The 13565-nt window shown below is 46.0% G+C and carries 11 protein-coding genes; 10 read left to right on the top strand and 1 reads right to left on the bottom strand.

The window, feature by feature from the left end; genetic code table 11:
* Window positions 1-29: 29 nt before the first annotated feature.
* The 9 genes from AABA75_RS15755 (at window position 30) to tilS (ending at window position 10575) form a co-directional block, all read left to right on the top strand.
* Entirely contained in the window at window positions 30-548 is a 519-nt protein-coding gene (locus AABA75_RS15755) for an OmpH family outer membrane protein (protein WP_425325583.1), read from the top strand.
* Between the two features lie 12 nt (window positions 549-560).
* Window positions 561-1580 carry a UDP-3-O-(3-hydroxymyristoyl)glucosamine N-acyltransferase gene (gene lpxD / locus AABA75_RS15750; RefSeq protein WP_338293630.1) on the top strand — a complete coding sequence of 340 codons (1020 nt, stop codon included), beginning with the start codon at window positions 561-563 and terminating at the stop codon, window positions 1578-1580.
* An 82-nt stretch (window positions 1581-1662) separates the two neighbouring features.
* Window positions 1663-2109 (top strand): 3-hydroxyacyl-ACP dehydratase FabZ, encoded by a 447-nt coding sequence (fabZ, locus tag AABA75_RS15745; RefSeq protein ID WP_338293628.1) that lies wholly within the window; start codon window positions 1663-1665, stop codon window positions 2107-2109.
* A 3-nt stretch (window positions 2110-2112) separates the two neighbouring features.
* Window positions 2113-2880: an acyl-ACP--UDP-N-acetylglucosamine O-acyltransferase gene (gene lpxA, locus AABA75_RS15740; RefSeq protein WP_338293625.1), complete on the top strand. Its 768-nt coding sequence runs from the start codon at window positions 2113-2115 to the stop codon at window positions 2878-2880.
* 32 nt (window positions 2881-2912) lie between these two features.
* Window positions 2913-4064 carry a lipid-A-disaccharide synthase gene (lpxB, locus tag AABA75_RS15735; protein WP_338293623.1) on the top strand — a complete coding sequence of 384 codons (1152 nt, stop codon included), beginning with the start codon at window positions 2913-2915 and terminating at the stop codon, window positions 4062-4064.
* Window positions 4064-4627, top strand: a complete 564-nt coding sequence (gene rnhB, locus AABA75_RS15730) for a ribonuclease HII (RefSeq protein WP_338293622.1) — start codon at window positions 4064-4066, stop codon at window positions 4625-4627. The genes lpxB and rnhB overlap by 1 nt, the downstream gene beginning before the upstream one ends.
* Before the next feature lie 15 nt (window positions 4628-4642).
* Window positions 4643-8119, top strand: a complete 3477-nt coding sequence (gene dnaE, locus AABA75_RS15725) for a DNA polymerase III subunit alpha (RefSeq protein WP_338293620.1) — start codon at window positions 4643-4645, stop codon at window positions 8117-8119.
* Between the two features lie 63 nt (window positions 8120-8182).
* A complete protein-coding gene (gene accA / locus AABA75_RS15720; RefSeq protein WP_338293618.1) occupies window positions 8183-9139 on the top strand; it encodes an acetyl-CoA carboxylase carboxyl transferase subunit alpha in 957 nt (318 codons plus the stop codon).
* Between the two features lie 59 nt (window positions 9140-9198).
* Window positions 9199-10575, top strand: coding sequence for a tRNA lysidine(34) synthetase TilS (gene tilS, locus AABA75_RS15715; RefSeq protein WP_338293617.1), 1377 nt, complete (start codon window positions 9199-9201; stop codon window positions 10573-10575).
* Here the strand turns inward: tilS and AABA75_RS15710 are convergent.
* Entirely contained in the window at window positions 10572-11462 is an 891-nt protein-coding gene (locus AABA75_RS15710) for a GGDEF domain-containing protein (protein WP_338293615.1), read from the bottom strand. The genes tilS and AABA75_RS15710 overlap by 4 nt on opposite strands.
* A 100-nt stretch (window positions 11463-11562) precedes the next feature.
* Here AABA75_RS15710 and AABA75_RS15705 point away from each other — a divergent pair, with 100 nt between their 5' ends.
* On the top strand, window positions 11563-13527 hold the full coding sequence (locus tag AABA75_RS15705) for a monovalent cation:proton antiporter family protein (RefSeq protein WP_338293613.1): 1965 nt from the start codon (window positions 11563-11565) through the stop codon (window positions 13525-13527).
* Window positions 13528-13565 lie beyond the last annotated feature (38 nt).

Raw genomic sequence — 13565 nt, 5'->3', positions numbered from 1 at the left:
ATTAGCATAAGAATTTTAAGGAGTATTCAGTGAAAGCATTAAAAGCAACAGCCGTCGCAATGACATTAGCCGCTTCATTAACCAGTGCCAGTGCCTATGCACAACAAAAAATTGGCGTTGCCAATGTGCAGGCTATTTTTCAAAGCCTGCCACAGGCTGCGACGATTCAGCAAACTATTAACGAAGAGTTCAAGGATGAAATCCAGGCTATCAAACAATTAGAGTCTGACCTTCAATACCTGATGGAAAAGCAACGCCGTGACACAGCGACCATGAGCCAGCAGGAAATCACCGAGCTGGAACAGGAGCTGAATAAGTTACGCGAAGACTACGCTGCGAAAGCACAGCCGTTGCAGCAAAATATCCAGCGTCGTCAAAATGAAGAGCGCAACCGCATTTTAGGATTAATTCAACAAGGTATCGATAAAGTAGCGCAAGCTGAAGAGTACGACGTAATCTTAAACGCGGGCGCGGTAACTTATATCGATGAGCAGTTCAACGTTTCGCGTCAAGTTGTTGAAGAAATCAACAAGTCTGCTGCTAATTAATTTGAGAAAGCTATGATGCTCAGCTACACGTTGGCGGAGTTAGCACGAGAACTCGGTGCTGAATTGAGAGGAGATGGCGAAGTCGTTATCTCCTCTCTTGGTACTCTGGCCTCTGCTAAACAGGGTCAAATATCTTTTTTGGCCAATGCCAAATATCGTTCGCAGTTGTCTGAAACCAACGCATCGGCAGTTATTATCGGTGAAGAGGATGTCAGTTTTTGTAACACCAATGCTTTAGTGATGAAAAATGCCTACCTCGGGTTTGCCAAGGTGGCGCAAATGCTTGATACCACACCTGCGGCTGCACATGAAATCCACAGTACCGCAGTCATAGCTCCGAGTGCCAAATTGGGACAAGGGGTAGTGATAGGTGCAAATGCCGTTATCGAAGCAGATGTGGAGTTGGGTGACAATGTTCAAGTTGGCCCCGGATCCTTTATCGGGAGAGGTGTTCGTATTGGTAAAGGCACTAAGTTATGGGCAAATGTGAGTGTTTATCACGATTGCATCATTGGTGAAGATTGTCTGTTGCAGAGTTCAGCCGTCATAGGCTCCGATGGATTTGGCTATGCCAATGATGCAGGACAATGGGTAAAAATCCCACAGTTAGGCAGAGCTATTTTAGGTAATCGGGTTGAGATTGGCGCCAATACCTCAATCGACAGAGGCGCACTTGAAGACACGGTGCTAAAAGACGGCGTTATCATTGATAATCTATGCCAGATTGCCCACAACGTGGAAATCGGCGAGAATACGGCTATGGCTGCTTGCTCAGTTGTCGCAGGGAGCACTACCATTGGTAAATACTGTGTCATCGCAGGCATGGTGGGTATTAATGGTCATATCGATATCGTAGATGGTTGTACGTTCACCGGTTTTAGCATGGTAACAAAGTCTATCAAAGAGCCCGGCGTCTATTCATCCGGTATTCCTGCCACCACCAATAAAGAATGGCGAAAGAATATGGTTGGTTTGAAAAATATCACCGACCTGGCACAAAAAATAAAACAACTAGAAAAACATTTTAAATAAAGTACACCACTTATAGAGCAGACAGGTTGCTAAGAATAGAAAAGCTGCTCTATGATGAGAGTCGAATTAGGAGAAGAGTGGTTTGACTGACGTGATAGAACGTGTAGAAATTGAAGAAATTTTGGACTTATTGCCACACCGCTATCCCATGTTACTGGTAGATAGAGTAACGGAGCTAGAAGTGGGGAAACGCATCAAAGCCTATAAAAATATCACCTTTAATGAGCCTTGTTTTATGGGGCACTTCCCTGGCAAGCCTATTTTTCCAGGTGTGATGATATTGGAAGCCTTGGCTCAGGCAGCTGGAATTTTGGGTTTCAAAAGTGCGGGCAATACTGACGATTTGTATCTCTATGCCGGAATTGACAAAGCGCGTTTTAAACTACCGGTAACACCTGGCGATAAACTGGATTTTGACGTAGATTTTATTAAAGAACGTCGTGGTATCTGGAAGTTTAAAGGCTATGCCAGTGTCAATGGTCAGGAAGCTTGTAGTGCCGAGTTTATGTGTGCAATGAGGAAGATGTAAGTCGTGATACATCCCACCGCCGTAATCGATCCAGCTGCTTCCGTTGGCAACAATGTCAGTATTGGTGCATTCACCGTTATTGGACCTGATGTGGTCATTGGCGATGACTGTGTCATTCATTCACATGTAGTTATCAAAGGGCCTTCCAGGATTGGTAAAGGCAACCACATATTTCAATTTGCCAGCATTGGAGAAGACTGTCAGGACAAAAAATATGCGGGTGAACCCACAGAGCTGATCGTTGGCGATAACAACGTATTTCGCGAGTGTGTGACGGTTCACCGTGGCACCATACAGGATGAAGGCAAAACTATTATTGGAAGCGGCAACCTGTTTATGGCTTATGCGCATGTTGCACATGATGTGCGTATCGGAGATCAATGTATTTTCGCTAATAACTGTACCTTAGCTGGCCATGTTAAAGTGGCTGACTTTGCCATTTTGGGTGGCATGGCTGCTTTGCATCAGTTTTGTCAGATCGGCGCTCATGCGTTTGTTGGCGGTGGAGCTATTATTTTGCGAGATTTACCACCGTTTGTGATGTTGGGTAACGATGGTAAACCTCATGGCATAAACTCTGAAGGCTTAAAGCGCCGTGGCTTCGGCCCCGAGACTGTTAGAGCGATAAAACAAGCTTATCGTATTATCTACCGACAAGGTAACAAAGTTACTGAAGCTATTGAGTTACTTGCCGAACTGGCTGGTGAACACGCAGAGGTGCAGTTGATGGTTGACTTTCTATTGACCTCCGAGCGTGGTCTTATTCGCTAATTTCCAATTTAACGCTGTTTCAAGCGAATCCTATGAGTAATAAAACTATTCGAGTGGGTATCGTCGCCGGAGAAACCTCCGGCGATATCCTGGCTGCGGGACTTATCTCCGCGTTCCGTAAAAAATACCCCAATGCCATTTTCGAAGGCATTGCAGGACCGCGTATGCAGGCTGTTGGATGTCAGACTTTATTTGATATGGAAGAGCTTTCGGTGATGGGCCTGGTAGAGGTGTTATCGCGTATTCGTCGATTATTGCATATACGGAAAAGTGTATTGCAGTACTTTACTGAAAATCCTCCCGATGTCTTCATTGGTGTTGATGCGCCGGATTTCAATTTAACCCTCGAAATGAAGCTCAAGCAGCAGGGCATAAAAACCATCCATTATGTCAGTCCTACCGTTTGGGCATGGCGGGAAAGCCGAGTGCATAAAATTGCACGGGCCACGAACAACGTATTCTGTATCTTCCCTTTTGAACCACCAGTTTATGACAAATTCAATATTCCCAGTGAGTTTGTCGGGCATACGCTCGCCGACCAAATTCACTTGCAGGTGGATCGCGCAAGTGCCAGAGAGTACCTAAATGTTGATGCTGAACGCAAGGTGTTAGCCATGTTGCCGGGGAGTCGTGCAGGTGAGGCAAAAATGTTGTTTGAAACTTTTTTGCAAAGTGCAGAGTTACTCGCCAAAGATGTACCGGATTTGTTGGTTCTGATCCCGGTGGTGAACAAACAGAGAAAAGAAGAAATAGATGCTCACCTGGAGCGTTTGGCACCCAATGTTGAAGTGCGAACGGTATTTGGTCATGCGCAACAGGTGATGATTGCCTCCAATGCCGTATTATTGGCGTCGGGTACCGCGACGTTAGAAGCCATGTTATGTAAGCGCCCTATGGTGGTGGCTTATAAGCTCAAAGGCATGACTTATCAAATGATGCGCTTTATGTATAAGCAGACTTATTTTGCCCTGCCCAATATTTTAGCGGGCAAAGAGCTGGTACCGGAGCTGCTACAAAAAGATGTTAATCCAGAATTAATCAGCAGCAAGCTTCGCACATTAATGTCCACTGATTGTACCGAGCTGCAAGCGGAGTTTACCCGCATTCACCAAACGCTGCGTTGCAATGCCGATGACACTGCAGCCAGTTCGGTTGCCAGATTGCTTAAAATCGAGGGGACGTGATGCGCATTGCAGGTGTTGATGAAGTAGGTAGAGGACCACTTGTGGGTAGCGTCGTGACTGCCGCGGTGATTCTGGATCCGGAAAATCCCATTGAGGGTTTGGCTGACTCGAAAAAATTATCAGAGACAAAACGCAATCGCTTGTTTCCTGAGATTCAGGAAAAAGCGCTGTGTTGGGCGCTAGGTGAGGCGTCACCCGCAGAAATCGACACACTGAATATTTATCAGGCAACGATGCTGGCCATGACACGTGCTGTTGCCGCGCTCTCGATTACGCCAGATTTCGTTAAAGTGGATGGCAATAAAGTACCGAACTGGTCCTGGCCTGCTGAGGCTATTGTGAAAGGGGATTTAACCGTGCCAGAAATATCCGCAGCCTCTATTTTGGCTAAGGTGACTCGGGACCGACAAATGCTCGAGTTAGATGCCCGCCATCCGGAATTTGGTTTTGCGCAGCACAAAGGCTATCCTACCAAACTGCATCTGGAAAAATTGCAGCAACACGGGCCATTAACTGAGCATCGCCGCAGTTTTAAACCGGTTCGTATCCTGCTTGGCGAATAATACCTTGGAAATCAAATGACTCAGGAAAACTCTGCCGCTTTTGTTCACCTGCGAGTACATAGTGACTTTTCTATGTGCGATGGTTTGAATAAGGTACCCAAAATCATTTCGCGTGTTGCAGAGCTCAATATGCCTGCAGTGGCAATTACTGACCAGATGAATATGTGTGGCTTGGTAAAATACTATTATCAGGCCCATGGTAACGGTATTAAGCCTATTATCGGTTGTGATTTCTGGCTACAGAATCCCCTTATCGGTGAAGACATTTTCAGAACTACTCTGTTAGCCAGCAACAATGCCGGTTATAAAAATATTACTCTGTTAATCTCTCGTGCCTATCAGAGAGGGGCTGTGCAAGGCAAAGCGGTCATTGATGCTCACTGGTTGGCAGAACACGCTGAGGGAATTATCGTCCTGTCTGGAGCCAAAGATGGCGAGCTTGGTTTTGCTCTGCAAAAGGATAATCAAAAGCAAATTAACCAGTTATTAGATTTCTATTTACAGCATTTTCCCGAAAGCTTTTTTATTGAATTACAACGCACTGGCAGGCCCGGCGAAGAAGATTATTTACACGCGGCAGTGGCGCTTGCTGCAGAGCGAGAGCTGCCAGTGGTTGCCACTAACGAAGTTGTCTTTCTTAAAGAATCTGAGTTTGATGCTCATGATATTCGGGTCAGTATCCACGATGGCTACACACTTGACGACCCGCGTCGTCCGAAACGCTTCAGTGAGCAGCAATACCTGCGCACTTCGGAGGAAATGCAGGAACTGTTTAGCGATATTCCCGAAGCGATAGAAAATACCATTGAGATTGCAAAACGCTGTAATGTCACCGTGCAATTAGGTACCTATTTCTTGCCTAAGTTTCCAACCGGGGGACTTTCGGATGCCGATTATCTGGTTAAGGTCTCGCAAGAGGGCCTGGAAGAACGCCTGGAGTTTCTTTTCCCTAATCCCGACGTCCGTGTTGAAAAACGACCAGAATACGATGAACGTCTCGAGATAGAACTACAAGTTATCAATCAGATGGGCTTCCCCGGCTACTTCCTCATCGTGATGGAGTTTATTCAGTGGAGTAAAGATCACAATATACCGGTGGGGCCGGGACGTGGTTCGGGGGCCGGTTCTTTGGTGGCCTATGCACTAAAGATTACTGATCTGGACCCATTGGAATTCGATTTGCTATTTGAGCGATTCTTAAATCCAGAGCGGGTTTCCATGCCGGATTTCGATGTTGATTTTTGTATGGACCGTCGAGACGAGGTAATCGACCACGTGGCTGACATGTACGGTCGCGACGCGGTATCGCAAATTATTACCTTTGGAACCATGGCTGCTAAAGCAGTAGTGCGAGACGTCGGTCGAGTATTAGGTCATCCCTATGGCTTTGTAGATCGCATCTCGAAATTGATCCCAGGTGATCCTGGTATGACGCTTGCCAAAGCTTTTGACGTGGAGCCGCGTTTACAGGAAGCTTACGACGAAGATGAGGAAGTGAAAGACCTCATTGATATGTGCCGCATCCTGGAAGGGGTCGTGCGCAATGCCGGTAAACACGCCGGAGGCGTGGTAATTTCTCCAACCAAGATCACTGATTTTGCTCCGCTATATTGCGATGAAGAGGGCAAATTTCCCGTTACTCAGTTCGATAAAAATGATGTAGAGACAGCAGGGCTGGTTAAGTTTGACTTTCTCGGGTTACGTACATTAACCATAATTCAGTGGGCGCTGGATATGGTGAAAGAGCGCTCGGGTGATGAGGTGGACATTTCCGCAATACCGCTAGATGACAAAGAAAGTTTTGCCATGTTGATGCGTGCCGAGACCACGGCGGTATTCCAGCTGGAATCTCGAGGCATGAAAGACCTCATTAATCGTCTTCAGCCTGATACTTTTGAAGATATCATTGCATTGGTGGCTTTATTCCGTCCGGGGCCATTACAATCGGGCATGGTAGATAACTTCATTGACCGCAAGCACGGCAGGGAAGAGATCTCCTACCCTGATGCGCAATATCAACACGAGTGTCTGCAAGAAATATTAGAGCCCACCTATGGCATTATCCTGTACCAGGAACAGGTAATGCAGATTGCTCAGGAGATGTCTGGTTATAGCCTTGGTGGCGCTGACTTGTTACGTCGAGCCATGGGTAAGAAAAAGCCGGAAGAAATGGCCAAGCAAAGGGCCTCATTTGAAGATGGTGCCAAGAATAACGGTATTGATCCTGAGCTGGCCATGAAAATCTTCGATCTGGTGGAAAAGTTCGCAGGTTATGGTTTTAACAAATCTCACTCGGCTGCTTATGCGCTGGTTTCCTATCAAACTCTGTGGCTGAAGGCCCATTATCCTTCCGAGTTTATGGCAGCAGTAATGTCGGCCGATATGGATAACACCGATAAAATTGTGACCTTGGTGGATGAGTGTAACCGTATGGGCATTAAAATCTCTCCACCAGATGTTAACTCGGGCAAGTACAAGTTTACGGTAAATCAGGAAGGCACCATTATTTATGGTATCGGTGCGGTAAAAGGTGTGGGTGAAGGCCCTATTGAAGCCATCATTAAGGCGCGAGAAGAACAAGGCTACTTTACTGATATTTTTGATTTTTGCGCCAAGGTTGACCTGAAGAAGATTAACAAGCGGGTGATGGAGAAACTTATCCTGTCGGGAGCTTTGGACGAGTTAGGTCCGCATCGCGCCTCGTTGATGGCTACCTTACCAGAAGCTATGGCAGCCGCTGAACAGCATGCCAAAGCCGAGTCTTATGGACAAGCTGATATGTTCGGTTTGTTGACCAGTGAACCAGAAGAGGTTAATAACGCCTTTGTTAATGTTCCCGAGTGGCCGGAAAAACAATGGTTGGATGGTGAAAAAGAAACCTTGGGTCTATATCTTACAGGTCACCCCATCAATCAGTATCGGGCAGAGTTACAGCACTATTGTAAAGGCCGTTTGGTGGATGCTAAACCCGGTGACCGAGACTCAGTAGCAAAAGTGGTTGGGCTGGTGATTGGGGTTCGTGTTATGGTTAATAAAAAGGGCCGGCGTTGGGCCATTGTAACCCTTGATGATCAGAGTGCTCGAATGGATGCGCGTTTCTTCCCCGATATGTTTGAAGAATACGAAGAAATGCTGCAAACCGATAAAGTTTTGGTACTTTCCGGACAGGTCAGCTTTGATGATTTCTCCGGGGGCAATACAATCACGGTCCGTCATGCTCAAGATATTATTCAGGCGCGCGAAAAACAGCTAAAACACCTGATGTTGGAAGTCGACGCCCCGTGGTGCGATGAAGCCGGCATTGCCAAATTGCAACAGGTAATGACGCCGTTTAAGGGGGGGATTTGCCCGGTGCAACTTAAGTATAATCATGAAGATGCACAGGCCTGTATATCTTTAGGAGCAGAATGGTACTTATCGCCGCAAGATGAGTTACTATACGAAGTAAAGAATCTGCTGGGTGCAGAGAAAGTCGAAATGGTTTTTCATTAAGTCATTTAAAGTAACAGACTGGCATCCAACAACAAACACACGTAGTTATTATTAGGTATTTAAATGAGCTTACACTTCCTTGATTTTGAGCAACCGATTGCTGAACTTGAGGCTAAAATCGAAGAGCTAAAATCCGTTAATCAAGGCGGAGAATTTGATGTTAGCCTGGAAGAAGAGATTAACCGGTTACGAGAGAAAAGCTCTGAGTTAACGCGAAAAATCTTTTCCGGTCTAGGTGCCTGGCAAGTTTCTCAGTTGGCTCGCCATCCGATGCGACCCTACACGCTAGATTATATTCCTCGAATCTTTACTGATTTTGATGAGCTTTGTGGTGATCGTGCTTATGCTGACGACAAAGCCATTATCGGTGGTGTGGCCAAGATTGATGGTATCCCTGTGATGGTTATCGGTCATCAGAAGGGGCGGGATACGCATGAAAAAATCAAGCGCAACTTCGGTATGCCAAAACCAGAAGGATATCGCAAAGCCTTACGTTTAATGGAAATGGCGGAGCGCTTTAAGTTGCCTATCATCACTTTTATCGATACTCCTGGAGCCTATCCGGGGGTTGGTGCGGAAGAGCGCGGTCAAAGTGAGGCCATTGCTAAAAACCTGAAAGTGATGGCGGATCTTAAAACACCAATCATCTGTACTGTTATTGGTGAGGGCGGTTCTGGTGGCGCATTGGCCATCGGTGTAGGCGACAGAGTCAATATGCTGCAGTTCAGTACTTACTCGGTAATTTCACCAGAGGGCTGTGCCTCAATTTTGTGGAAGAGTGCAGAGAATGCGCCTCTGGCCGCTGAGGCAATGGGAGTATCAGCGCCTCAAATTAAAGAGTTGGGGCTGATTAATACCATTATTAACGAACCTCAAGGTGGCGCCCATCGCGATTACGATACGATGGCGGCTAACCTGAAAGCGACGCTCAAACAACAGTTAGCGCAATTAACTAGTTTATCCAAAGAAGCATTATTGGAAGAGCGTTATCAGCGTCTGATGTCTTTCGGTTATTGCTAAATTACTTTTCAAGGTACACTAAGCCGCAGTAATGCGGCTTTTTATTTTCTGCTGAAACCATGAATCCTGGCGACAACAATACTATTGATCATTTGACCCGTCATTTTGATGCCATCACTGGTGCTTATTTCAATTCTGATAACACGGAAGTGAGTGAGATTCTGGTGGCCTATAGCGGTGGTGTGGATTCAACGGTATTGTTGGTTCTCGCCGCTGAATTTGCCGGGAATAATCAGATCCCGGTGAGTGCAATTCATGTTAACCATAATCTCAGTGCCAATGCCGGACAATGGCAGCAGCATTGCATTCAGACTTGTGAGCACTTGCAAGTGCCTCTGACGGTAAAATGTGTGGCAGTTGATACGAAAGGTAAAGGCGTGGAAGCTGCGGCCAGAGAAGCCCGTTATGCAGCAATAGCTGAAGTGGCCTCTGAGCATTGCTTAGTTCTGTTGGGCCAACACCAGAATGACCAGGTGGAAACTTTTCTGATTCAATTATTGCGAGGGGCGGGTCCTGAAGGATTATCTGGCATGGCGCAAAACTCGGTTAATCAATATGGTACGAGGTTACTTCGTCCTCTTTTGCATGCCACTCGAGGTGAGGTTGAACAGTATGCCAGGCAGCAAGGATTAAGCTGGGTAGAAGACGAGTCTAACGATAATAGCGACTATGACCGCAACTTTTTGCGTAATCAAGTGCTGCCATTGATAAAACAGCGTTGGCCAGAAATGGGAAAAACCATAAGCCGCTCAATGTCTCATATCCAAGAACAAAATGGCCTGCTACGGGAATCTGTGGTTAATAAGTTTCAGCGGTTGAGCACTGCCCGTGGCTGTCTCAATGTAAAAGAACTGAAACGCTTATCTCTGCCCTGGCAAAAACAAGTACTGAAACACTGGATTAGTCTTAAGGAGGCCGGGCAACCGTCGCAAAACGTGCTAAAGCGTATTATTGATGACTGCATGAATGCCAGAGAAGACGCACAGCCAGTAGTTAAATGGGGACAGTGGCAGTGTTGTCGCTATGACAATGAGCTCTATTTATTCGGACAATCGCAGGCTATACCAGAAGGGCAATGGCTGTTAAAAATTAATACACAAGGGGAGTCGAATATAGCGTTGCCAGCAGACGCGGGCGTCATTTCATTGCGCCAACCTGACTCCTTAACGTTAGAAAATGTGGTCTATCTTCCTGATGGTGCTGAGGTGTTAGTGACTTTTGGTGGCTTCTCCAGGCGTTTTCGTCCTCGGGATAGCAAAATCTCGAAACCTATAAATCAATGGTTTAAAGAATGGCGAGTTGCGCCTTGGCTGCGTCAAAAAACACCGATACTGCAATTTCGCGATGAAATCCTGGCGGTGGGGGATAGGGTAGCAAAACAATTCGAAAGTCAACATTTAACCGCTTTTGAATTAAAATGGGAAACTGACGATTAGGCCCATTTTGCGCAATTGCGACCCGCTTGTTTAGCTTGATATAAGGCTTCATCAGCGCGGTTAAAAAAGCCAGACTGGCTGTCTTCGGGTTGCAACATGGCTAATCCAAAACTGACACTAATACCGTGTTTTTGTAGTAAGCTATCAGCGGCGACCGCCTCCTGAATACGTTGTACAATCAGTTCGTTGGCTTCTTTGTCTGTATCGGTAGTAATACAGCAAAATTCATCGCCACCAAAGCGAAAAGCGTGATCAGAACTGCGTAAAGATTGGTTAATAGCTCCGGCAACACTCATCAACACCTTGTCACCCTCAGCGTGGCCAAATTTGTCATTTACTTGCTTGAATTTGTCTAAATCCATCACAATCAGACTGACAGATTCGCCGTTTCTGTGGGCTCTGCTGGTGGCTTTTTCCATAGTTTCGTCAAACTGTCGACGATTGCCTAAGGAAGTTAAACTGTCCTTTAATGCCAGCTTTTGAATCTGCAGAAACTGTAACGCGTTGTTTAAGGGGTTTCTGATACAATGATTAAGGTCTTTTAACAGTTGTGTTTCTCTTAGCGACAAACTTCTGACGAAACCGTATTCAATTTTCACCGAGCCATCGTGATTGGCCGTCAAATCGTAAGTTTTTACTACTAAATGTTTGTCGGTAGTACCAAACTGAAAGTTTCCGAATGGACTGGAGACCTTAAAAGATAGGGCATTAAGACGGTTTTTTAACTCAGCAAATACGATGTCCCCTAACTCGTTCAAGTCAAGGCTGGTTGTAAGTGTATGCATTAGCTGATTTTTTTCTCTATCACTCATAAACTCTTGCTGAGTGTTTATATTGAAAAAGCCATCAGTTATTGTGTTATCGTAGAACGGGGTTAAATTTTCCAAGTCTTACTCCTGCCAGAAAATTGGCGAAACCAACTTTTATCTGTATCTGCATCGAATATAGCAAACGGTGTGCCAGGAATAAAAAACGAGCGGAAGGTTAATGGAAGGCAGCTTTACTGACATTTTGTTATTGATGATGGTGGCAGTTTTTGCCGTTTGGTTGTTTAAGCGGGTGAACTTGCCGCCCATACTTGCTTATCTCGCCTGTGGTATTGTGGCTGGACCTGACTTAATGCAGATTTATGAAGATCCTGAGCAAATGCATTTCTTTGCTGAGCTGGGCATCGTCTTTCTGCTGTTTTCCTTAGGTTTAGAGTTTTCATTGCCCAAAATGGTAGCTATGCGTCATTTGGTATTTGGCGTCGGTTTGGGACAGATGGTTGTCACTACTCTGGTTTTTATGGGGTTGGCACTGTTATTTGGTTTTGGCCCGATTCCGGCGTTTGTTATCGGTGGCATGGCAGCACTGTCTTCAACTGCCATAGTGATAAAACAATCCAGTGAGCTGGGGATCTTAAATACCACCCGTGCTCAGATGTCCGTTAGTATTTTATTGTTCCAGGATCTGGCCGTTGTTCCCCTGTTAATTGTTATCCCATTATTTGCCGCTGACGGCGAGCAAAGTCTGGCAGTGGCCATTTCTTTGGCAGTGTTTAAAGGCTCACTGGTATTTATTATCTTGTTATCGGTGGGCAAATGGGGCTTGCCCAGACTCTTTAATGAAGTGGCTAAAACCCGTACCGATGAATTATTTGTACTTACCACGATTTTAGTGGCGCTATTGGCCGCCGGTTTGACCCACTCATTTGGTTTGTCGATGGCTCTGGGGGCGTTTCTGGCGGGGATGATGTTAGGAGAGAGCCAATACAAGCACCAACTTGAAGCCGATATCAGACCATTTCGTGATATTTTCATGGGTTTGTTTTTTATTACCATTGGAATGCAGTTAGAGCTTAGTACCTTTGTGTCCAGTATTCATTGGATATTGTCGGGATTGGTGGTCCTTATGGTATTGAAAGTATTGCTAATCCGATTAGCCGCCTGGTTATTTAAAGCGCCGGGAGATGATGCCTGGGCTGCGGGGATCAAGCTTTCGCAAATGGGTGAATTCAGTTTTGTTATTGTCGCGTTAGCCAGTAATCACGATATTTTTACTTCTACCGAAGCCTCCATTTTTATGAGTATCGGTATTTTGAGTATGGCAGTGACACCTTGGTTGGTCACCAACAGTCCGCGCCTGGTAACCAAAATAACGCGACGCAAAATGACCTTGCCGGAGCAACCTGTTGCCTCGCAAGAGAAACTTCAAGACCACGTGATTATTTTCGGGTTTGGGCGAGTAGGGCAGTCTGTGAGTCGTTTATTGCGCATTGAGGCGATAAATTATGTGGCTGTGGATGCCGACCCCGTGCGTGTGCAGGAAAGCTGTGCCGCGGGTGAAACGGTGTTTTTTGGCGATGTACAAAACAAAGATATTCTGCGTACGGTAGGTATCGACAAAGCAAAATTGGCCATTTTGACCTTTGATGAGCATACCAAAGCGAAGGCCGTTATCGAATCGGTTGTGGCCCTCAATCCCGATTTGCCTATTGTGGTGCGTACGCGCAAAGATTATCACCTTGAAGAGCTGTATATGTCAGGAGCATCTCAAGTAGTACCAGAAATACTTGAGGGCAGCTTGATGCTGGTTTCTCAGGTATTGCATTTATGCGGTGTGCCCATGTCGCGCATTTTAAAACGGGTAAGAAAAGAGCGAAAAGAACACTATCGTCACATGCATGGCTTTTTCCCTGGAGAAACCACTGAAATGACTTACGGTAAACAGGACAAGTTGGAGTTCATGCACGCAGTGGTGTTGACCGCCGATGCTCACGCCGTGGGTAAAAAGCTCGGTGATGTTAATATCGATACCATGAGGGTTTCCATTAAAGGACTGCGAAGAGGTAATGAAGAAATCGCTGAACCGGATCCTGATACGGTTTTGGCGGTAAATGATGTATTGGTGATTTCCGGCAAGCCAAGGCGCGTTGAGCGAGCGGAGCGTATTTTACTGGAGGGGCATTAGTGGAATCTGGTCGCTGTTTCGTCGTTGTATCAATAAAG

Source organism: Planctobacterium marinum (genome assembly GCF_036322805.1).
Classification (GTDB): Bacteria; Pseudomonadota; Gammaproteobacteria; order Enterobacterales; family Alteromonadaceae; genus Planctobacterium; species Planctobacterium marinum_A.
The sequence above is the reverse complement of the archived record's forward strand: the minus strand, read 5'-3'. Positions and strand labels throughout refer to the sequence as shown.

Bases quoted from the DNA above. Each gene is read 5' to 3' on its own strand.
- lpxB (WP_338293623.1), top strand. From the start codon at position 2,913: ATGAGTAATAAAACTATTCGAGTGGGTATCGTCGCCGGAGAAACCTCC.
- tilS (WP_338293617.1), top strand. From the start codon at position 9,199: ATGAATCCTGGCGACAACAATACTATTGATCATTTGACCCGTCATTTT.
- lpxD (WP_338293630.1), top strand. From the start codon at position 561: ATGATGCTCAGCTACACGTTGGCGGAGTTAGCACGAGAACTCGGTGCT.
- rnhB (WP_338293622.1), top strand. From the start codon at position 4,064: ATGCGCATTGCAGGTGTTGATGAAGTAGGTAGAGGACCACTTGTGGGT.
- accA (WP_338293618.1), top strand. From the start codon at position 8,183: ATGAGCTTACACTTCCTTGATTTTGAGCAACCGATTGCTGAACTTGAG.
- dnaE (WP_338293620.1), top strand. From the start codon at position 4,643: ATGACTCAGGAAAACTCTGCCGCTTTTGTTCACCTGCGAGTACATAGT.
- AABA75_RS15705 (WP_338293613.1), top strand. From the start codon at position 11,563: ATGGAAGGCAGCTTTACTGACATTTTGTTATTGATGATGGTGGCAGTT.